Below are 19,701 nucleotides of genomic sequence, written 5' to 3'. Positions count from 1 at the left end.
TGGGCGGAAATTTGCCGACAAGACACGGTAAATCACTCAAGAGCCGTCTGTGCACCAAGTGAGGAATTGGTGCAGGTGACGCGTGGTGCGAAGGAAGGTGTTGTTACCCTTCCGTGCCGCGATGGCCGCCACGAGCGGCACCTCGCCCCGCGCGCCCGTCCACCGGGCCGCCCTCAGGGCCAGTTCCACGACCTTCGTGGGCGATCTGCCCGCCTCAGTGAGCGCCTCCAGCAGGCCGACGGCGGCCTGCCACGCCTCGTGCGGCGCTCCCCTGCGTGCCAGGTCCTCCAGGCGCAGGGCGGCGGACGCCTCCGTCAGGCCGAGGCCCAGGCAGACGCCGGCCAGCCCCCGTCCGAGCTCGCGGCCGTGGAGCTCGCCGCGGGCGGCCAGGTCCAGGACGGGCCGGAACGTGGCACGCGCGACGAACCCGGCCATCACCCGCGCGGTGGCGGGGCCGCCGGGGCCGCCCGCGCGGGCCAGGGCCGCGCCGAAGGCGACGTCCAGGTCGCTGTCCTGCCAGTGGGAGAGCCGGACCGTGGCCAGGGCGTGCTCGGCCACGGTCTCGCGGTGCCAGGGCAGGTAGGCGGGCCACCACTCGCGCCTGGGACCGTCGCCGTGCACCGGTCCTTGCGGCGGGATCGCCGACGGTCCCGCGCGCAGCAGGGCCTGCTCCAGGTCGGCGGGCATCGGGCGCACTCCGAGGCGGTCGTAGCCCTCCAGGCGGTCGGAGAGGACCCCGGGATCCAGCCGGCCGTCGTCGTGGGTGGGGGTGGCCAGCAGGTACGGCACCAGCGTCCCGGCTCGGGCGGCCTCGTGCACGTCGTGGAAGCGGCGCAGCAGCAACAGGTCGATCGGCGCCACCTCCACGGCGGTGGGCAGCCGGGCGGGCCGCCAGTCGCCGTGACACAGGCCGGCCAGGATGGCGTCGGTCCAGTGGTCCAGGCCGGTCCAGCCGCCCTCGATGGCGGGAGGGTGGATCGCCTGGGTCGGGAGGTCGCCGCAGGAGGCGTGGCGGACCAGCTCGGCGAGCCAGCGCTCCACCTGCTCCCATCGAGGCAGGTAGCGCCGCCAGGTAACCAGCTGACCGGGTTCGAGGGGATCGAACACGAACGGCCGCGCGGGCTCCACGGCGGGCAGCGGGACCGGCTCCAGCTCGTCGAGCTCGCCCGGAACGGCCTCGCCGCCGATCGCCTCGGCCAGGTCCGCACCCAGGCCCGGGGGCAGGAGGGGCAGGGCCTCGCGCAGCCGTTCGAGGCCGTCCCCGGTGAAGCGGTGGACGTGCTTCAGCACCAGGGCGACGGCCCGCTCGCTCGGCTCGGCCGACTCGCACGCCATGGCCATCGTCAGCGCCGGGGCCAGGGCGTCGAGGCTCCCGCCGCCGTGCCGTACGGCTTGCTCCAGCCAGGTGAGGCCCGACTTCACCAGCTTGCCCTCGGGGCGGAACAGCAGCGCCTGGACCGCCTCGGCCAGGTCGGCCGGGTCGAGCGGCGGCAACGCCTTCAGCTGCCTGACCGCGAGCTCGGCGACCGGCCCCGGGGCCGACGGCAGGAGGGCCAGATAGTCGCGGGCGTACGGCGCGGCCTCGTGCGGGGCCGGGGCCAGGGCGGCGTGCAGGCGGGCGAAGACGCGCAGGTCGTTGGCGGTGCCGCCGCGTAACAGCCGTCGCACGCACCCGTCGAGAAGGGCGGCCCGGTCGCCACCGGGGAGGGCCGCCAGGGCGACGGGCCAGCGGTGGTCGTGCGTCAGCTCACGGCCCACCCCCTCGGCCTCGAAGAAGCGCGGCAACAAGGCCTCGCGCAGCGGATCGTCACGCAGCCGGTCGGCGCCGCGCGAGACCCAGGCGACCACGAGCGGATCGTGGTCGGCGGGCGGCTCCGCACCCGAGCTCCTGAGCAGCTCCAGCGCGAGCTTGGCGAAGTGGTCGGTCGGCCGCCGCAGCCTGTTCGCCACCCGTACGGCCACGGCTGCCCGCCGCCCGGCGTCGCCGCGGGCGAACGCGCGCAGCACCGGCTCCACGTCGTTCATCGCGCCGGCGAACTCCCTCCTGCACAACCAGGAGGCGGTCGCGGCGGCCCCGTTGATCGTCATCACCCCGGCGACCCAGAGCGGCGTCACCCAGTCCCGCCACGGCTGCCAGGCGCTCAAGGTGCGCAGGTGCCGCGGCAACTCGACGGCGACCTCCTTGCGCCCGGCGTCGTCCAGGGCGTCGAGGACCTCCTGGAGCACGTCCACGTCGCCCTTGCCGATCGCCTCGCGCACCCGCGGCCACACGCTCATGAGCCAGGACCATAGATGACGATCACGACATTTTCGGCGGGTGTACCGTAGCGCCATGGTCTTCCCCCTGGAACCGGACGATCCCCCGCAGCTGGGGCCTTACCGGCTGGCGGGGCGTCTGGGCGAGGGCGGCCAGGGCGTGGTCTACCTCGGCTTCGACGGCGCGGGCGAGCGGGTGGCGGTCAAGCTGCTCAGCCACGGCGACCGCGAGACCCGCACCCGCCTGTCCAGGGAGCTGCAGGCCCTGGAGAGCGTGGCGTCGTTCTGTACGGCACGCGTGCTCGACGCCTCCGTGGAAGGCCAGCGGCCCTGGGTGGTCAGCGAGTTCGTCGACGGCCCTTCGCTCGCCCAGCGCGTCTACGACAAGGGGCCGATGCGCGGCGGCGAGCTCGAACGCCTGGTGATCGGCACCGCGACCGCGCTGGCGGCCATCCACGCGGCGGGCGTCGTGCACCGCGACTTCAAGCCGGGCAACGTGCTGCTCGGCCCCGACGGGCCGCGCGTGGTGGACTTCGGCATCGCCCGCGCCGAGGGCGCCTCGACGATGACGTCGGGGCTGATCGGGACGCCCGCGTACATGGCGCCCGAGCAGATCAACGGCTCCCCGGCGTCGCCCGCGTCCGACGTGTTCGCGTGGGCGGCGACGATGCTGTACGCGGCGACGGGCAGCAGCCCGTTCGGGGCGGACACGGTGCCGGCGGTGATGCAGCGGGTGCTGTTCGCCGAGCCGGACATGTCGGTGTTCCCGCCGCGGCTGCGGGGGCTGCTGGGCGCGGCGCTGTCCAAGGACCCCACGCACCGGCCTGCCGCCCGCGACCTCATGGTCGCCCTGGTCAACCCGGGCGTCTCAGGACCGCAGCCGGGCGCCTCGGGCCCCCAGCCGGTTGCCTCTGGGCCGCACCCCGGCGTCTCGGCACCGTGGCCGGGCGCCCCTGGGCCTCACCCGGGCGTCTCAGGACCGCAGCCGGGGTTCCCGCCGCCGCACTCGGGCGTGCACACCGCGCCGGGTCAGGGCGGCCCCTACGCCCCGGCGGCCATGGCCTCACGACCCACCGGCGCCACCGGCCCGGTCGGTCCTTCCGCGACGACGGCGCCGGGGGCGCGGCGCTCGCGGCGCGCGCTGGTGGTGAGCTCGGTGGCGGTCGTCGCGGCCCTGGCCGTGGTGGCGGGCGTGGTCCTCTGGCTGAACCGCGGACCGGCCGCCAACCTGACCACCGTGGTGACCTCCACCCCCACCAGCGCCGCGAAATCCGACCCGCCTGTCCCCAGCCAGGACGACACGACGCCCGCCCAGGACAACACGCAGCAGACCAGGCCGCCCGCCCAGAAGGACGCGAAGATCCCCGAGAGGTTCGCCGGCACCTGGTCGGGCCAGACCACCTCGACGAACCCGATGAACGCCGACGGCGCCGTCAACACCGTCGTGCTCACGCCCGGCGAGTCGTCGGCGCGGTGGAGCGAGAAGGACGCCACGGTCGACTGCACGGCCACCATCGAGCTGATCGGCGTGGAGGGGGACACGCTGACCTTCGCCCTGGAGGCCGCCGCCATGGAGGGCGGCTGCGTCCCGGGAACGATCTGGCTCGCCCTGGAGGGCGACGACCTCACCTACACCTGGCGCGACACCCCGGGCATGGACCTCGTCACGGAGACCGGCAAGCTGCGCAAGCAGTGACCGCCTCCCGGTGCTTACACCAGGGCGCCCTCGCGGGCCACGACGCGGCCGGCCTTGACGACCAGCGACCGCACCGGCCGCACGCACACGGCCTCGGCCGGGTTGCGCGTGTCGACCGCGACGAAGTCGCCCGCGTCGCCCACGGCGAATCCCGCGCGGCGGCCGGTCAGCCTGGCTCCGCCGTACGTGGCCGCCTCCAGGGCGATCTCGATGTCGTCGTCCTGGACGAACCCGGCCCGCTGGGCCAGGAAGAGGGTGCGCTCCAGCATGTCGCCGGTGCCGTACGGGCTCCACAGGTCGCGCACGCCGTCGTTGCCGGCGCCGACCGGGACGCCGGCCTCGCGCAGCTTCTTCAGCGGCAGTGAGATCGACGGGGCGACCGTGGCCAGGCCGATGCCGGTCTCGGCGAGGGCGGCGATGACGCGGTCCTGGACGGCGGGGGCCGCCTCGCCCAGGCAGTAGCCGTGGGAGATGGTCACCTTGCCGCCGAGGCCGCGCGCCCGGGTCTGCTCGATGATCAGGTCGTACTGCCAGATGCCCATGTCGCCGCGGTCGTGCAGGTGGATGTCGACGCCGGAGCCGTGCTTCTCGGCGAGTCCGAAGACGATGTCGAGGTGGCGCACCGGGTCGTTCTCGAGCCCGGCGGGGTCGATGCCGCCGACGAGTTCCACGCCTTCGGCCAGGGCCCGGTCCATGAGCTCCTCGGTGCCGGGGCTGATGAGCAGGCCGGTCTGCGGGAAGGCGACCATGTCCAGCGTGATGCGGCCGTCGAGGCGGGCGACGGCCTCGCGGACGGCCTCGACGGCGGCCAGGCCCTGGTAGGGGTCGATGTCGACGTGGCTGCGCACGTGCGTGGTGCCGCTGACGATCATGTTCGTGAGCAGCGACTGGATGTAGTCGGCGCTGGGGATGCCCGCCTCGGCGCGCCGCTCCACGCCGCCGCGGATCTTGCCCATGAGGCCGGGGCCGGAGGTGTGCGGCAGCCAGGGGCCGCCCCACATGGTCTTGTCGACGTGGGCGTGCGCGTCGACGAAGCCGGGCAGCAGGAGCTTGCCGCCGAGCCGCTCGACCGGCACGTCGGGTCCGGCGTCCGCGAGGGGTGCCACGAGGCCGTCGCGGATGTACAGGTCGGTCGATTCGGATGAGCCCCACGGGCGGGCGTCGCGAAGCAGCAGTTCAGCCATACGATCGAGCTTAATGGTATACCGTTACGTCGCAAAATCCGTGGACATGTCATGTCTCGCGCGGGGATCATGGCGGGCATGTCCGTGATGAGGGAGGTCCCCTTCCGCGCACCGGCCCCGACCCCCGACCAGACGTACGGCGAGCTGCCGGTCGCGCTGACGATCGACGACTCCGACTCCGCGATCGACGTCATCGACGCCCTGGCCCTGTCTCCCTTCGCGAACGGCACCCAGCCCTGGTACGTCCAGGCCGACCTGGAGCGGGTGCGCCCCGACGCCGCCCTGCGCCCCGCACACGGCGAGGTCGTCAGGGTGGCCCGCATCGACGACGAGGAGTCGCGCCTGTTCCGCGGCGACGGCTGGACCATGCGCGTGGTCCGCTACGCCAACCGCACCGTGCGCGTGGGCGTCACCGCCGTCACCGAGGACCTGGCCGCGACGCTGCTGCGCGAGGTCACCACGGACGTGGAGGAGCCCGCCCCCGAGGCCGAACACGTCAAGATGGGCTTCTGGTGGAACAACGGCCACTGCGGCCAGCGCCGCTCCAAGCCCATCACCGCCCAGCCGTGGCCGGAGATCCGCCGCAACTACTCCGCCCGCGCCCACGACGCCCTGGCCCGCCTGATGGCCACCCGTCCCGACGACGTGCACGGCCGCCTCGTGCTGCTGCACGGTCCGCCCGGCACCGGCAAGACCACCCTGCTGCGCACCCTCGCCCACGAGTGGCGCGACTGGTGCAAGGTCGACTGCGTGCTCGACCCCGAGCTGCTGTTCAACAGCCCCGGCTATCTCATGGAGGTGGCCGTCGGCCACGACGAGAAGCGGTGGCGGCTGCTGGTGCTCGAAGACTGCGACGAGCTGATCGGCGAGGGCGCGAAGTACGCCTCGGGGCAGGGGCTGTCGCGCCTGCTCAACCTCACCGACGGCCTGCTCGGCCAGGGGCGCGACGTGCTCGTGGCCATCACCACCAACGAGGATCTTGCGCGGCTGCACCCCGCGGTCATCCGGCCGGGGCGCTGTCTGGCCCAGATCGAGGTGGGGGCGCTGAGCGGCGGGGAGGCGACGGCCTGGCTGGGCCGTCCGCACGAGCAGGCGACGCTGGCCGAGTTGTTCGCGGCCCGCGACGACCGCCCGATCGCCCGCGTCGCGACGCAGGACGGCTCGACCGGGCTCTACCTCTGAGCGACGGCGGCGAGGCCGAAGACGCTGCCACCGACCGGCGGCGAGGCCGAAGACGCTGCCTCTGAGCGACGGTGACGCCGGGAAGGGGCCCCTGCACGGCGGCGCCGAGGCCGCTATCCCTGCGCTACGGGGAGCGGTTCGAGCGCGGTGCGCGAGGCGATGCGGGCGGCGAGGACGTGTTTGCACGGCCCGCGCGATCCCCGGTGGTCGAACCACCACGGGCACGTGCACGACCCCACCGCCAGGTCGACCCTCCGCTCCCCGCCGCCGGTGGTCACCGTGGCGGCGGCGCCGTCGAGCCGTACCGCGCCCGACTCCGCCAGCGACCTGGCGGCCGTCAGGCGCGGGTTGAGCTCGGCCACCTGCTCGCGGTCGTAGGGCAGCTCGCGGTGGAAGTGGGAGGCCTCGTGCAGGTCGTAGCCCACCCGCCCGGAGGTGCCGAGCTGGGTGAGGGCGGAACGCACCCGCGCGATCGGCAGGCCGGAGCGTTCGGCGAGCAGGCCGAGCTCGACGGAGGGCTCGAAGTTGAGCAGCATGCCGACCACCTCGGCGTCGTCGGCCGCCTGGTCGGTGGCCAGGTCGTCGAGGACCGCGCCCTCGCCGGAGAAGCCGCGCCACGGCTGGGGCGACAGGGCCAGGGTGTAGCGCATGCCCGGCAGTTCCAGCTCCCAGGCACTGGCTGCGGGGCCGTCGAAGGCGGCCGGGCCGTACACGCGCAGCGCCTTGGCGAAGCGCAGCAGCGGCATCAGCGTGGCCAGCCGTCCGGCGCCCGCCAGGCAGACGGAGCCGGGCGCGGCCTGGTGCGTGACGCGCAGGTCGCGGCCGGCGGGCGCCACCCAGACCGTGGCGGAGGCGCGTCTGGGCAGGCCGCGCAGGAACCGGACGGCCATCGGGCCGCGCAGCTCGGCGCGCAGGTCGAATCCGGCGGAGATGACCTGCGCCTCGGCGAAGCCGCGCAGCCAGCGCGAGGGCAGCGGCACCTTCTTCTCCACCACGGCGCCGTCGAGGGTGGTGACCGCCATCTCGTCGGGCCCGACGCCGAGGTGGAGCGGGTCGCGTCCGCCGACGCGGGCCAGGGCCTCGCGCAGGGGGCCGTTGACGTCGACGTTGGTGGTGCCGCGGTCGATCACGTCGCCGTCGAGGGCGGACAGGTCGAGCCGGGCGTAGACGCCGCCGCAGGCGGAGAACGACTCCAGCCGCAGCCGGTGGCCGTCGCAGGTGACCACGGGGTCGCGGGTGAAGCCGGGACGGGGCTGGTGGTAGCGGGCCATGGCGACGTCGGCCAGGGCCAGCAGCCCGGCGGCGGCAGGGGCGGCCTCGGTGATCAGGCCGCTGAAGAAGCGGGGGTGGGCCGGGGCGCCGGACAGCGCCCGGCCCCCGGAGGTGGACAGGTCCAACCGGGAGCCGTCGAGCGTGGAGGGTCCGGCGTAGGAGTACGCCTGCACGGCTGAAGTCATGCCACGGACAGTAGAGATCACCCCCGACAGTTCGGGGTCAGGTCCGGAAGGGGTCAGGTCCAGAAGACCGCCACGGCCGCTGTCACGGCGGCGAGCACTCCGGCGGCGTAGAACATCCCGGGCGACTTGACCCGCTGCCGGGTCCCGGCGATGGCCACCGCCAGCACGATGAGGTCGAGCACCAGCTTGACGCCCATCTTGGGGTTGTTCACCGGCAGGTCGAGCGCATAGCGGGAGCCGATGAGCGCCGCCCCGGTGACGGCCTGGCCGATCGCCCCGCCGATCATGTAGCTGCCGATCTCCGGCTGCTTGATGCGCATCTGGTAGAAGAACCCGCCCACCATGGCCGCGAATCCCGCCAGGTGACCGAAAAGCAATACGAGCCGCACGATTTCCATGGCCCACACGGTGCTCCGCAGCCCGCCGGAGGGCATCCCACGCAGGGTGGCGCTTGCCGTACTTCTCCTGGAGTACGTAAACCTTCCGATGTCCCGGCCGGGCGGACCGACCAGAATCGGGCCGGTGGTCACCAGCGTCGCCCTGCACCGCTTCATTCCGGAGGGCCCTTTCGAGGATGGTTTCGGCAGCCGGGAGGATCCTTTCGGCGCCGGACGCGTCACCTGGCCGCGCCGCCGCTGGACCGGCCCCGAGCAGGAGATCGGCTTCCCCGCCAGGGAGCTGGTCGCCTCGTGGATCGCGCGCACCCCGCCGGGCAGCTGGCTGGAGGTGGAGCTGCGGGCCCGCACCGAGGGCGGCGAGCTGACCCGGTGGTACTGCATGGGCCGCTGGGCCGAGCACGACGGCGACATCCACCGCACGTCGCTGCCCGGCCAGGGCGACGGCCACGCCGACGTGGCGGTCGACACGCTGGTGGCCAGGCAGCCGCTGACCGCCTACCGGATCCGGCTGACGATGTACGGCGAGGCGGCCCGGGTGGATCTGGTCAGCGTGATGGCCTCCGCGACGCTTCCCCGGACGATCGAGCCGTCGCCCCCCACGACGGCGGCCAGGCTCGACGTGCCGCCCTTCTCGCAGAAGGCGCACACCGGCCACCACCCCCAGTGGGACGGCGGCGGCCAGAACTGGTGCAGCCCCACCTCGGTCGCGATGGTGCTGGCGTACTGGGGCGTGGGCCCGGCGGCCGACGAGCTCGGCTGGGTGGGCGGCGACGACCCGCGCCCGCAGGTCGACCATGCCGCCAGGGGCATGTACGACCACAGCTACCAGGGCACCGGCAACTGGCCCTTCAGCCTGGCCTACGCCGGGAGGTACGGCCTGACCGGCTGCGTCACCCGGCTGCGGTCCCTGGCCGAGCTGGAGCGTTTCATCGACGCGGGCATCCCGGTGATCACCTCGCAGTCCTTCAAGTCTTGCGAGCTGCCGGGCGCCGGATACTCCACGACCGGCCACATCCTGGTGGTCACCGGCTTCACCGAGGCGGGCGACGTGATCGTCAACGATCCGGCCGCTCCCGACGACTCCGGGGTGATTCGTGTCTACCCGAGGGCAGCGTTCGATCACGTGTGGCGAAGAAGCAGCGGCTCGGGCGGGATCGCCTACGTGATCCATCCCCCCGGAGTCGATCTTCCACCTACCGACGGCAACTGGTGAGTTCATGAGCATTGAGGCCATTGACGTGGCACGCACCGACGGCGGCCCCCTGTGGGTGTCGGCCGTCTCCACCCCCGAGGGCCTGGAGGCCTGGTGGGACGAGCCCCGGCCGCACGAGGGCGGGCGGCGCTGCGTCGTGCGGCGCACCCCGGACGGCCGCGTCGAGGACGTGCTGCCGCTTGGGTGGAACGCCCGCAACCGGGTCATCGAGTACGGCGGGCGCTCGTGGCTGCCGCTGCCGGGCGGCGGCCTGGTGTTCACGAACTGGGCCGACCAGCGCGTGTACAGGATGACGGGCGGTGAGATCACGCCCATCACGCCGGAGGGCACGGCGCGCTACGCCGACCTCTACCTCCCGCCGGGCCGCGACGAGATCTGGGCCGTGCGCGAAGACCACGACGAGCGCGACATCGTCGCCCTCGACGGGACGGACGTCACCACGATCGTCAAGGCGCAGCACTTCGTGATGAACCCCCGCCTGTCCCCCGACGGCACCATGGTCGCCTGGATCGGCTGGGACCACCCGAACATGCCCTGGGACGGCACCGAGCTGTGCGTGGCCTTCCTCGACGACCCGTCGTCCCGCACGGTGATCGCCGGAGGCCCCGGCGAGGCGGTCGTCCAGGCGGAGTGGCGCGACTCCGGCAGCCTCTACGCGGTCACCGACCCCACCGGCTGGTGGAACCTGCACGTGGTCGGTCTCGACGGCGACACACGCAACCTCGCCCCGCTGCCGGTGGAGTTCGGCGACGCGGTGTGGAAGCTCGGCAACACCTGGTTCGCGGTGTGGGGCGACAAGCTCGTCACCCTGTACGGCACCGCCGACGGCAGGCGGCTGGGGGTGCTCGACCCGGAGACCGGGGAGCTGAGCGACCTGGGCGGCCGGGCGTCGTGGTGGTCGTCGAGCGTCGCCGTGGCGGGGGCGACGGCCGTGGGCGTGGCCGCCTCGCCGTACGAGCCCTCCAGGGTCACGGCGGTGGACCTGGCCGGCGGCGCGCACACCGCGCTGTCGGCGGCCAAACCGGTCCCGGCGCGCGAGCTGGTCCCCGTGCCGGAGCCGACGGTGATCGAGGGCGTGCACACCCACCTCTACCGGGCGGGGGACGCCCCCGGGCCGTGGCTGGTGTTCGTGCATGGCGGGCCGACCAGCAGCCGCCCGCCGGTGCTCGACCTGGAGATCGCCTACTTCACCACCCGCGGGTACGGCGTGGCCCAGGTCAACTACGGCGGCTCTACCGGGTACGGCAGGGCCTACCGCGAGCGGCTGCGCCACCAGTGGGGCGTGGTCGACGTGCAGGACTGCGCGAAGGTGGCGCGGGGCCTGGTCGAGATGGGCCTGGCCGACGCCTCGCGCATCGCGGTCAGGGGCGGCAGCGCGGGCGGCTGGACCACGGTGGCGGCGCTGGCGCACACGGACGTGTTCGCCGGGGGCGTGGCCCACTACGCGATCACCGACCCGGAGAGCTGGGCGGCCGAGACGCACGACTTCGAGTCGCGCTACCTCGACGGCCTGGTCGGTCCGCTGCCCGAGACGCGCGAGCGTTACACGCAGCGTTCGCCGCTGCTCAACGCCTCGCGGGTGAACGCCCCGTGCCTGATGATGCACGGCCTGGAGGACGCGATCGTCGATGTCGGACAGGCCGAACGTTTTGTCGCCGAACTGGACAGACATGGCAAAGAGTGGGCCTTGCTCACCTTCCCCGGCGAGCAGCACGGCTGGCGCCGGGAGGAGACTATCGTCGCGGTGCTCGAAGCCGAGCTCGATTTCTATGAGGAGAACCTGTGAAGTCCGTCGGGGAGATCTGCTCCGATCTGATCAGATTCGACACCACCAACCCCGGCTCGGGTGAGCGCCCGGCGGCGGAGTACGTCGCCACGCTGCTGGCCGACGCGGGCATCCAGCCTGTGGTGTTCGAATCGGCGCCCAAGCGCACCACCGTCGTCGCCAGGATCGAAGGAGACTCGCCCGAGGCCCTGCTGATCCACGGCCACCTCGACGTCGTGCCCGCCGACCCCGCCGAGTGGCGGCTGCACCCGTTCTCGGGCGAGATCGTCGACGGCGACGTCTACGGCCGGGGCGCGGTCGACATGAAGGGCTCGTGCGCGATGACCATCGCCACCGTGCTCGGCATGAAGGCCCGCGGCGAGAAGCCCAGGCGCGACCTGGTGCTGGCCTTCCTGGCCGACGAGGAGGCCACGGGAGAGTACGGCGCGGCCTACGCGGTCACCGAGCGGCGCGAGCTGTTCGACGGCGTCACCGAGGCGATCAGCGAGTCGGGCGGCTACAGCGTGCCGTCCGGCCAGGAACGGGTCTACCCGATCGCGGTGGGCGAGCGCGGCACCGCCTGGATGAAGCTGACCGCGCACGGCGTGGCAGGGCACGGCTCCCGCCCGCCGGTCGACAACCCGGTCGCCACGCTGGTGCACGCCATGTCGCGCATCGCCGACCACACCTGGCCGGTACGGCTGACGCCGTCGGTGGCGGCGCTCATCGAGGAGCTGTCGCGCATCACCGGCCAGCCGATCGACCTGGAGCGGCTCGACGACGAGGCCGAGCGCCTGGGCAAGCTGGGCTCGCTGTTCAAGGCGCAGATGCGCAATTCCGCCAACCCGACCATGCTGAACGCCGGCTACAAGGTCAACGTGGTGCCCTCGAGCGCCGAGGCGCACGTCGACGGGCGCTACCTGCCGGGGCTGCAGGAGGAGTTCCTGTCCACGATCGACGAGCTGCTCGGCCCGAAGATCACCCGGGAGTTCGTCAACCTGGAGGAGGCGCCCTCGGCGCCCTACCCGTCGTCGTTCTTCGACGAGCTGGCGGCGTCGCTGGTGGCCGAGGACTCCATGGCGAGGCCGGTGCCGTACGTCATGAGCGGCGGCACCGACGCCAAGTCGTTCGCCAGGATCGGCATCCAGGGGTACGGCTTCGCGCCGCTCATGCTGCGCCCCGATCTCGACTACTTCGGCATGTTCCACGGCAAGGACGAGCGGGTGCCGGTGGCGGGCCTGGAGTTCGGCACGCGGGTGCTGACCCGGCTGCTCACGTGAGGTCCAGCTTGAGCTTGTAGAGGCGGGTGGTCTGCCGGTCGCTGCCGTTGTCGTCGGAGATCAGGTAGAGCACCCCCTCGGCGTGGTCGAGCGCCATGCCCTCGATGTTGTCGAGCAGCGCGTTGCGCTGGGGCTGCCGCGACGGGGCCGAGGCGCCCGGGCACTCGGCCAGGTCGGCCAGCAGCCGCTTGCCGGCGTAGGCCGCGGGCGACAGGTCCTTGATCGACGGCTGGTGGCGCACGTCGAGCTTGCCGCGCAGGTCGACCAGGTAGAGCTTGACGCTGTTGCCCGCGCCGTCGGTCCAGGAACGTTCCAGGGCCAGCAGCCGGTCGGGCTCCAGGGCGACCAGCTCGACCAGCTGGTGCCCGCCGTCGGTCAGGTAGGGGTACTGCTCGGCCGGGACGTAGCGACCCTCCTGGAGCCGGTATCGCAGGATGCGCACCCTGCCCCTGCCCCGGTCACTGCCGTCGACGCCGAGCGGCTCCTCCAGCCCGGTGAACAGCGACAGCCCGTCGGTCGTGGCGGCCAGCGACTCGAAGGTCTTGTCGGGCACGGCGGAGCCCTCGGGCCCCAGCAGGAACCGCTCGGGCACCGGCAGCGCCTCCAGCGCCTGGTGGTCGTCGCGGGCGAAGCGCTGGATCGACGGGAGGGTCTCGGAGGCGACCAGGACCGAGCCGGCCGCCACGACCAGCCCCTCGCCGTCGAAGCCCGCGGGCTCGCCCGGGTAGCGCGCGCCGCCGCGGCGGGTGAGCTCCCAGGAGCCGACGACCCTCGGGCTGAGCCCGTCGGCCCCGAGCGAGAGGTCCAGCAGCCTCGGCGGCGCGTTGTCGGCCAGGGCCAGCGCCCGGTCCTTGCCGGTCAGGGCGAGCGCCGACAGGTGGCTGACGGTCTTGCCCGCCTGGTAGCGCGCCTTGTCGAGCGCGTCGCTGTAGCCCAGCAGGGTCACCCGCTCCGAGCACGGCCCGGTGGCCTCGGCCGAGGTCTGCGGCCACAGGAAGAAGGTGGTGGCGGCGGCGGTGGCCACCGCCGTCACCGCCGCCGCGATCCACCGGCGGTCGCGACCGCGCGGGCGCGGCGGGGGCGCCTGGGCTCCCTCCAGCGCCCGGTTGCGGATGAACGGCAACGCGCCGATGCCCTGGTCCTGCCATCGCGGCAGGGGCCTGCGCTGGGCGTCGAGCCGGGCGTAGGCGGAGCCCAGCACCTCGTCGAGTGACAGCAGCTCGCCCGCGCCCGGCACGCCCTGCTCCATGACCTGGACCAGCGCGCCGGTGAAGGCGGTGCACTCCTCGCCCTCGGGCGAGATGGCCACGGCGTTCTTGCCCGCGGCCGTCATCACGTAGGCGCCCTCGACGCTGGCCAGGTCGAGCAGGGTCGGCCCCGGGCACATGTTCTGCACGGCCCTGCCGCTGTAGCAGCAGTCGAGCACGATGATGCGGCGCCTGGCCCGATGGTTGTCGGCGATGACCTCGCGCAGGAAGTCGTACGGCACGGCGGTGTGCTTGCGGCCGGTCTCGGAGTCGGGCAGCGTCAGGCAGAAGGCCAGGCTCGTGTTGGCGAGCATGCCGTGGCCGCTGTAGTAGACGATCAGGGTGTCGGTGGCCAGCTCGCTGGCGCGCACGACCGGGTCGAGCAGGTCCTTCATGGAGGCGGGGTTGCCGACCACGTGACATTGTTTCTCGGGAATCCCGAGAATATCCCGATTTGTCAGGACGCTTTTGAGTTTTTCGAGATTTCTGGCGACTGCCGGGAGCGGTTCCATTTTCGTATAGGCATCGACGCCGATGAGAACCGCATACGATTTCCCCGGGTCGGGAAGGCGCGTCACGCGCCGTCCCCGAGTTTCGCGACGATCTCGTCCAGCTCGTCGAGTTCGACGTTCTTGACCGTGATCGTGACGCCGTCACGCTCCACCGTCACGTCGGAGCTCGACCGGCACGCCCGACGCCAAGCGGCCAGCGCTATCGCGAGATTAGCCAGGTCGAAGCCATGATCGAGGATCAAGGACACCGCCTCGAACCCCGATCCCATCTCGCCGGGCCCGGGCCGCGGCCCCTCCAGCCGGACGCGGGCACGCGACCGCACCTCGGCGTCGTCGCGCAGCCAGGCCGCCAACGTCGCCAATTCCGTGTTGTCGCTGAGCATGATGCGTATATTCACGTCGAAATCCTCGCTCGGGTCGGCCCACCCGTGAAAGGAATCGTTTCACGCGCATTCCCCGCCGCGTGCGCGAACGCCAGAACTCAGACGCCGAAAGCGGCCAGGGAGCCCCAGGTCGCCGCCATTCCCACCGCCAGTCCGGCGAGCACCTGCGCGGGAGTGTGATGCGTCAGCCGTACCCTCGCCCAGCAGATCAGGACCAGCAGCGCCGCGGCCACCGCCCCCGTCGGGGCGGGCGGCAGCACGTGCGCGAAGACCACGGCCGTGCCCGCCGCGACGGCCGCGTGGAAGGAGATCTTCCACCACAGGGTGACGGGCACCGCCACCGCGAGGGCGGCCAGCATGCCCGTGACCGTGGCGACCAGCAGGTCGGGTGCGCCGAGCACGACGAGCAGGACCAGCGCGAGCACCACCGAGGCGACCGCGGCCAGCAGCGGCTTGGTGCGCTTGGCGCGGTCGACGAGGTGACGCGAGTCGAGCCTGCCCAGCCGTACGCCGATCGCGATGACGGCGGCGGGGATGCCGCCGCACAACGCCGAGGCGAGCAGGCCCCACGAGGCGCCCGCCCAGCCCTCGGCGATCAGCCCGACGACCGGCGGCATCGCGATCACCAGGACCTGCGGCGCGAACAGCTCGGTCGTCCACCGCGCGACCCGGTCGGCGGGACCGGGCCGCGCCGGCGCCGTCAGGTCGCGGCCGTCCTCGGCTTGCACGCTCATGGCTCGCCAGCCTAACGACCTAGCCGCGCGTGGCCAGTACGTCGAGGTAGTGGACGTTGTACATGACGCCCAGGATGTTGCCGAAGGGGTCGATCACCGAGGCCGTCACGTAGCCGTCGCCGCGCACGGTCGGCGGGTCGTGCGGCTTGCCGCCCAGGTCCAGCAGCCGCTGGTAGGCCGCCTCGACGTCGTCGACCGCCCAGTAGCAGATCTGCCCGCCCGGCTCGATCACCGTGCCCGCCGGGGCGTAGCGGCTGTCGAGCAGGCCGAGCTCGTGCTGGTAGTCGCCGATCCTGAACTCGGCGTAGGCGCCGTCGCGCTCGAAGTACGGCGGCACGCCGAGAACCTCGGTGTACCAGTCGATGGCCGCCTTCAGGTCGGCGGTCCAGTACGTGATGGTCGTCATTCCTCTGAACATGTCTCCATCCTCCCTCCTAAAGTGCTCACCAAATGAGCACTTTTCCGCGGAGAATGACGACATGCGCGCCGACCGCCTCGTGGCCACCCTGATGCTGATGCAGACGCGCGGCCGGGTGACCGCCGCCGAACTCGCCGAGGAGCTGGAGATCTCCGTCGCCACCGCCCGCCGCGACCTGGAGGCCCTGTCTGCGGCGGGCGTGCCCGTCTACCCGCAGCCGGGGCGCGGCGGGGGCTGGCAGTTGGTCGGCGGGGCGCGCACGGACCTGTCAGGGCTCACCGCCGACGAGGCGCGCAGCCTCTTCCTGCTGCTCGGCCCCGCTGCCGCGACGCCGGAGGTCAGGTCGGCGCTGCGCAAGCTGCTGCGCGCCCTGCCCGCCACCTTCCGCGCCGAGGCCAGCGCCGCCGCCGCGGCGGTCGTCGTCGACCCGGCCGGCTGGGGCGAGCCGGAGCGCCCCCGCCCTCCCCTCGTCGATCTGCTGCAGTCGACGGTCGTGCGCCGCACCCGGGTCAGCCTGATGTATGGGAGCGGCCAGGACCCCCGCGTGGTCGAACCGTGGGGGCTGGTCGGCAAGGGCGAGCTCTGGTACCTCATCGCCGGCACCGAGCGCGGCCGCCGCACCTTCCGCGTCGACCGCATCGCCGAAGCCCGGCCCACGGCGGAGACGTTCACGCCGCCCGAGGACTTCGACCTCAACGCCGCCTGGCAGGAGGTCGTCGAGGTGGTCGAGCGGAAGCAGACGGAGACGTCGGCGACCGTGCTCGTCGCGCCCCGCCACGTCCGGGTCCTGCGCGACCAGTTCGGGCGCCACTGCCACGTGCTGGAGGAGCACGACGGCCGCACCCGCGTCCGCCTGACGGCGCCGCGCCCCATCATGATCGCCCAGCACCTGGCGGGCTGGGGTGCGCTCCTGGAGGTCGTCGACTCCCCGGAGGTCGAGGCGGAACTCGCCCGCCTGGGGTCGGAGCTGGTGGCCAGGTACGGCTCCCGCGATCGTGCGCAGCCGTGACATGGATGAAACTTTTCTTCACCTGACCCCGTGCTATAAAGAAAACCGTGCCACCCATCCCCCTCCTGCAGGCGTTCGCCGAGGTCGGCTTCCAGGTGGCCGGGCGCGACGGAGCTCATGGTGCGATGCGGGCGCTGCGCAAGGTGGTCCCGCTCGAGGCCTACGAGTTCGTGGCCTTCGACCCCGGCACCGACAAGCACCGCAGCCTGCTGTCCGGAGGGCATCGGCAGGTGCACGACGACGCGGCCGAGGAGTATGTGCGGCTGGCGCCCTACCGCGAGGCGATGGCGGCGCGGCGCACCGTGGCGCTGCCCGGACCCGGCACCGAGCGCTACTTCCGCCGCCACCTGGAGCCCTACGGATGGCAGTCGGCGCTCACCACGCCGCTCTTCCTCGACGAAGGCCGCTATACGGGCCTGCTGCACCTGGTGTCGAGCGAGCGCGAGGCGTTCGGCGGCGAGGCGTGCGAGCTCGTCGGGGCGCTGGGGCCGACGCTGGCGCACGTGACGGATCTGTCGAGATGCCTGCTGGGCCCGGTGGGCCTGCCGCCCGGCTTCCGGGCGACGGCGTTCGACCGGGCTGGGGTCAGGCGCGAGGTGCCAGGCTCGGCGCCGGTCGCCGATCCCGCCACGATGGCGGGGCTGGCCAGGGAGTTCATCGACTCGCGCGAGCTGAGCAGGTCAGGGTTGTGGCTCGACCCGGCGGGAGGCTGGCACGAGGTGCGGATGATGCGGGCGGCGGTGGGGCTGCACGGCGCGATCCAGGGGGCGGTGGTCGCCCAGCGCGCGTGCGCGTTGCCGTACGAGCTGACCGGCCGGGAGGTGGACGTGCTGACCAGGGTGGCGGCGGGCGACTCCAACCCGCAGATCGCCGCCGCGCTGGTGCTGAGCGTGCGCACCGTCACGACCCACCTGGAGCACATCTTCGCCAAGCTCGGCTGCGACAGCCGTACGCGGCTGACCACCAAGGTGCTCAACGAAGGGCTGTGCAGGCTCTAGCAGGTCCACTGGGCGGGGACGGTCACGTGCACCAGCTCGAACCAGACGCTGTTGCACCCGTTGGCCCGGGAGAAGCCCCAGCGGTGGCTGAGCGACTCGATGAGCGGCAGGCCGCGCCCGCTGGTGCCGTTCAGTGAGGTACGGCAGGCGCACGGAGGTTCGGCCGAGCCGTCGTCCTCGATGCTGACGCGCACGCGGCCCCTCGCGGCGTGGACGGCGAGGGTGAAGCCGCCCCCGTCCCCCGACCGGGAGTGCAGCACCGCGTTGGTCGCCAGCTCGCTCGTCAGCAGGAGGCAGTCGTCGTAGAGGGGGTGGCCGCGTCCGAGCGCCCCGGCGACCAGGTGGCGCGCCCGGGAGACCTGTGAAGGCACTCCCGGGAGCCGGACCACGAGATCTTGACTCTCCAGATCGGATGTTGTCACCGCGACCTCCCCGAAAACGTCAGCGTTGTGAGACGCGGCGCTCCGGGGCCGGAGAGGATGGCGAAAAGGTAGAAATGTCCTTACCGATGGAACCGGATCAGGTCCTGTGCCATCGCGCCTCCGCGAAGCAGTACACCGCGAACAACATCAGCCCCACCGCTACCGCGACCAGCAGGTACGGTCCGGCGGGAGCGTCGGCCAGACCCTTGAGCGCGCCGTCGATGCCGACCGCGTCCTTGGCGTCGTAGGTGATGGCCGCCTTGCCGATCAGGACGCCCGCGGAGATGGCGACGACGCCCCGGGCGATGTACCCTGCCTGCCCGACCCTGCGGACCCAGCGTCCGCCGCCGGTCATGTCGCGCATGAACTTGGCGGTCCAGCCCTCGTGGATCCAGTAGATCCCGAGCGCGATGACGCCCAGGCCGAGGAGCGCGACCAGGATCTGCCCCAGCGGCGGGGCCAGTTCCAGGATGGCGCTGGTGGCGTCGCGCGACTGCTTGTCGGTGGAGGAGGCCTCCTTGCCCTTGAGCAGCAGGCCGAGGATGGAGATCACCAGCAGGACGTACACCGCGGCACGCGCCGCGGACTCCACCCGGTCACGGGTGCGATGGTTGCTGAAGACGGCCTCGCCGACCTGCCAGATGGCCAGCGCCGCCAGGCCGATCGTCATGACCCACAACAGGAAGTTGCCGAAGGGCTGCTGCTCCACCAGGTGGATGGCGCCACTCTTGTCGGCCTTCTCACCGGATCCGGAGAAGGGGCCGATCTGCAACGCAAGGAGCCCGATCAGGGCGTAGAGGACGCCACGGGCGGCGAATCCCACCCTGGCGAGCCGGTCGATCCAGGGGTTGTCCGTGGCCCGTCGGGCCGCGCCTGTCGCCTTGCGTCCGGCTTCGTTCGCCGTTTGCATGAGGGATCAGTCCTTTCTGTTAAGAACCTGGACTGTCTCTGCCTTGGCATGCCGTTGATAAACCGGTCGGGCGCACCAAGTACCCTCTGATCGACGAGGGAAGGGGCCTTTTCCGTGGGCAATCTGGAGGCAGTCTGGGTGCGGCCCGTCGACGGGCCGGGCGCGGCTCTGGTCACGGGGGTCTTCGACATCCTTCACGTGGGCCACGTGCGCTTCCTGGAGGCGGTGGCTGCGCGTGGCCTGCCGCTGGTGGTGGGCATCGAGGACGACGAGCGGGTGCGCGCCTGGAAGGGTCCGACGCGCCCGCTGAACTCAGCCGCGGAGCGGGCCGAGCTGATGGCGGCGCTGCGGTGCGTGTCGGGCGTCTTCATCGTGACCGGTCCGCCCGAGGCGCACGGCCCGGAGGATTACATCGACCTGTTCGCCCCGATGCGGCCGGGCGCGCTGGCGCACACCGCGGGAGACCCGCACGCCGGGGGCCGCTGCGCGGCGTCGGCGCTGCTGGGAGCCGAATGCTGGGAGCTGGAGATGATCCCGGGACGATCTACTACTCGGATCGTCAACGCTGGGCTAGGATGACCCCCATGCAGCGCGCACACGTCTACTCCACGACGACGCCGGACACCGTCCCGGCGCG

General features: G+C 72.5%; 18 protein-coding genes. 8 read left to right on the top strand and 10 right to left on the bottom strand.

Annotated elements, in window-relative coordinates:
- Window positions 1–36 precede the first annotated feature (36 nt).
- Complete coding sequence (locus ACIBH1_RS28245; protein WP_397316969.1) at window positions 37–2,277, bottom strand: hypothetical protein; 2,241 nt, start codon at window positions 2,275–2,277, stop codon at window positions 37–39.
- A gap of 55 nt (window positions 2,278–2,332) precedes the next feature.
- On the opposite strand from ACIBH1_RS28245, the gene ACIBH1_RS28240 reads away from it, so the two are divergent.
- Window positions 2,333–3,952: a protein kinase gene (locus ACIBH1_RS28240; protein ID WP_397316968.1), complete on the top strand. Its 1,620-nt coding sequence runs from the start codon at window positions 2,333–2,335 to the stop codon at window positions 3,950–3,952.
- Between the two features lie 14 nt (window positions 3,953–3,966).
- Here the strand turns inward: ACIBH1_RS28240 and ACIBH1_RS28235 are convergent, their stop codons facing one another.
- The gene (locus ACIBH1_RS28235) at window positions 3,967–5,136 is read right to left on the bottom strand and encodes an amidohydrolase (RefSeq protein WP_397316967.1); all 1,170 of its coding nucleotides are present in this window, start codon (window positions 5,134–5,136) and stop codon (window positions 3,967–3,969) included.
- A gap of 78 nt (window positions 5,137–5,214) precedes the next feature.
- On the opposite strand from ACIBH1_RS28235, the gene ACIBH1_RS28230 reads away from it, so the two are divergent.
- Window positions 5,215–6,318 carry a DUF5925 domain-containing protein gene (locus tag ACIBH1_RS28230; protein WP_397316966.1) on the top strand — a complete coding sequence of 368 codons (1,104 nt, stop codon included), beginning with the start codon at window positions 5,215–5,217 and terminating at the stop codon, window positions 6,316–6,318.
- A 113-nt stretch (window positions 6,319–6,431) separates the two neighbouring features.
- Here the strand turns inward: ACIBH1_RS28230 and ACIBH1_RS28225 are convergent, their stop codons facing one another.
- Together ACIBH1_RS28225 and ACIBH1_RS28220 are read right to left on the bottom strand one after the other, a co-directional pair.
- Window positions 6,432–7,775 (bottom strand): SWIM zinc finger family protein, encoded by a 1,344-nt coding sequence (locus ACIBH1_RS28225; RefSeq protein ID WP_397316965.1) that lies wholly within the window; start codon window positions 7,773–7,775, stop codon window positions 6,432–6,434.
- A 53-nt stretch (window positions 7,776–7,828) separates the two neighbouring features.
- Entirely contained in the window at window positions 7,829–8,173 is a 345-nt protein-coding gene (locus tag ACIBH1_RS28220) for a hypothetical protein (protein WP_397316964.1), read from the bottom strand.
- A 124-nt stretch (window positions 8,174–8,297) separates the two neighbouring features.
- Here ACIBH1_RS28220 and ACIBH1_RS28215 point away from each other — a divergent pair, with 124 nt between their 5' ends.
- Genes ACIBH1_RS28215 through ACIBH1_RS28205 form a run of 3 tightly spaced genes read left to right on the top strand, consistent with a single transcriptional unit; the run spans window position 8,298 to window position 12,431 of the window.
- A complete protein-coding gene (locus tag ACIBH1_RS28215) occupies window positions 8,298–9,386 on the top strand; it encodes a C39 family peptidase (protein ID WP_397316963.1) in 1,089 nt (362 codons plus the stop codon).
- 4 nt (window positions 9,387–9,390) lie between these two features.
- On the top strand, window positions 9,391–11,172 hold the full coding sequence (locus ACIBH1_RS28210) for a prolyl oligopeptidase family serine peptidase (protein WP_397316962.1): 1,782 nt from the start codon (window positions 9,391–9,393) through the stop codon (window positions 11,170–11,172).
- Window positions 11,169–12,431 carry a M20/M25/M40 family metallo-hydrolase gene (locus ACIBH1_RS28205; protein WP_397316961.1) on the top strand — a complete coding sequence of 421 codons (1,263 nt, stop codon included), beginning with the start codon at window positions 11,169–11,171 and terminating at the stop codon, window positions 12,429–12,431. The genes ACIBH1_RS28210 and ACIBH1_RS28205 overlap by 4 nt, the downstream gene beginning before the upstream one ends.
- Here the strand turns inward: ACIBH1_RS28205 and ACIBH1_RS28200 are convergent.
- The 4 genes from ACIBH1_RS28200 to ACIBH1_RS28185 all read right to left on the bottom strand — a co-directional run bounded on the left by ACIBH1_RS28200 (window position 12,424) and on the right by ACIBH1_RS28185 (window position 15,713).
- Entirely contained in the window at window positions 12,424–14,256 is a 1,833-nt protein-coding gene (locus ACIBH1_RS28200) for an esterase-like activity of phytase family protein (RefSeq protein ID WP_397316960.1), read from the bottom strand. The genes ACIBH1_RS28205 and ACIBH1_RS28200 overlap by 8 nt on opposite strands.
- Window positions 14,253–14,573 (bottom strand): hypothetical protein, encoded by a 321-nt coding sequence (locus ACIBH1_RS28195; RefSeq protein WP_397316959.1) that lies wholly within the window; start codon window positions 14,571–14,573, stop codon window positions 14,253–14,255. Before ACIBH1_RS28195 ends, ACIBH1_RS28200 begins: the two co-directional genes overlap by 4 nt.
- A 98-nt stretch (window positions 14,574–14,671) precedes the next feature.
- Window positions 14,672–15,307, bottom strand: a complete 636-nt coding sequence (locus ACIBH1_RS28190; RefSeq protein WP_397316958.1) for a phosphatase PAP2 family protein — start codon at window positions 15,305–15,307, stop codon at window positions 14,672–14,674.
- 19 nt (window positions 15,308–15,326) lie between these two features.
- The gene (locus ACIBH1_RS28185; protein WP_397316957.1) at window positions 15,327–15,713 is read right to left on the bottom strand and encodes a VOC family protein; all 387 of its coding nucleotides are present in this window, start codon (window positions 15,711–15,713) and stop codon (window positions 15,327–15,329) included.
- Between the two features lie 73 nt (window positions 15,714–15,786).
- On the opposite strand from ACIBH1_RS28185, the gene ACIBH1_RS28180 reads away from it, so the two are divergent.
- Both ACIBH1_RS28180 and ACIBH1_RS28175 read left to right on the top strand, forming a co-directional pair.
- Window positions 15,787–16,734: a helix-turn-helix transcriptional regulator gene (locus ACIBH1_RS28180; RefSeq protein WP_397316956.1), complete on the top strand. Its 948-nt coding sequence runs from the start codon at window positions 15,787–15,789 to the stop codon at window positions 16,732–16,734.
- A gap of 47 nt (window positions 16,735–16,781) precedes the next feature.
- Window positions 16,782–17,732, top strand: coding sequence for a LuxR C-terminal-related transcriptional regulator (locus ACIBH1_RS28175; protein WP_397316955.1), 951 nt, complete (start codon window positions 16,782–16,784; stop codon window positions 17,730–17,732).
- On the opposite strand, the gene ACIBH1_RS28170 is transcribed toward ACIBH1_RS28175, so the two are convergent.
- Both ACIBH1_RS28170 and ACIBH1_RS28165 read right to left on the bottom strand, forming a co-directional pair.
- A complete protein-coding gene (locus ACIBH1_RS28170; protein ID WP_397316954.1) occupies window positions 17,729–18,154 on the bottom strand; it encodes an ATP-binding protein in 426 nt (141 codons plus the stop codon). The two genes, ACIBH1_RS28175 and ACIBH1_RS28170, sit on opposite strands and share 4 nt — an antisense overlap.
- 97 nt (window positions 18,155–18,251) lie before the next feature.
- Entirely contained in the window at window positions 18,252–19,064 is an 813-nt protein-coding gene (locus ACIBH1_RS28165) for a DUF1206 domain-containing protein (RefSeq protein ID WP_397316953.1), read from the bottom strand.
- Window positions 19,065–19,178: 114 nt separating this feature from the next.
- On the opposite strand from ACIBH1_RS28165, the gene ACIBH1_RS28160 reads away from it, so the two are divergent.
- Window positions 19,179–19,643: an adenylyltransferase/cytidyltransferase family protein gene (locus tag ACIBH1_RS28160; RefSeq protein ID WP_397316952.1), complete on the top strand. Its 465-nt coding sequence runs from the start codon at window positions 19,179–19,181 to the stop codon at window positions 19,641–19,643.
- The last annotated feature ends 58 nt before the right edge of the window (window positions 19,644–19,701 follow it).

The organism is Nonomuraea sp. NPDC050663 (assembly GCF_044456985.1).
Lineage (GTDB): Bacteria > Actinomycetota > Actinomycetes > Streptosporangiales > Streptosporangiaceae > Nonomuraea.
The sequence above is the reverse complement of the archived record's forward strand: the minus strand, read 5'-3'. Positions and strand labels throughout refer to the sequence as shown.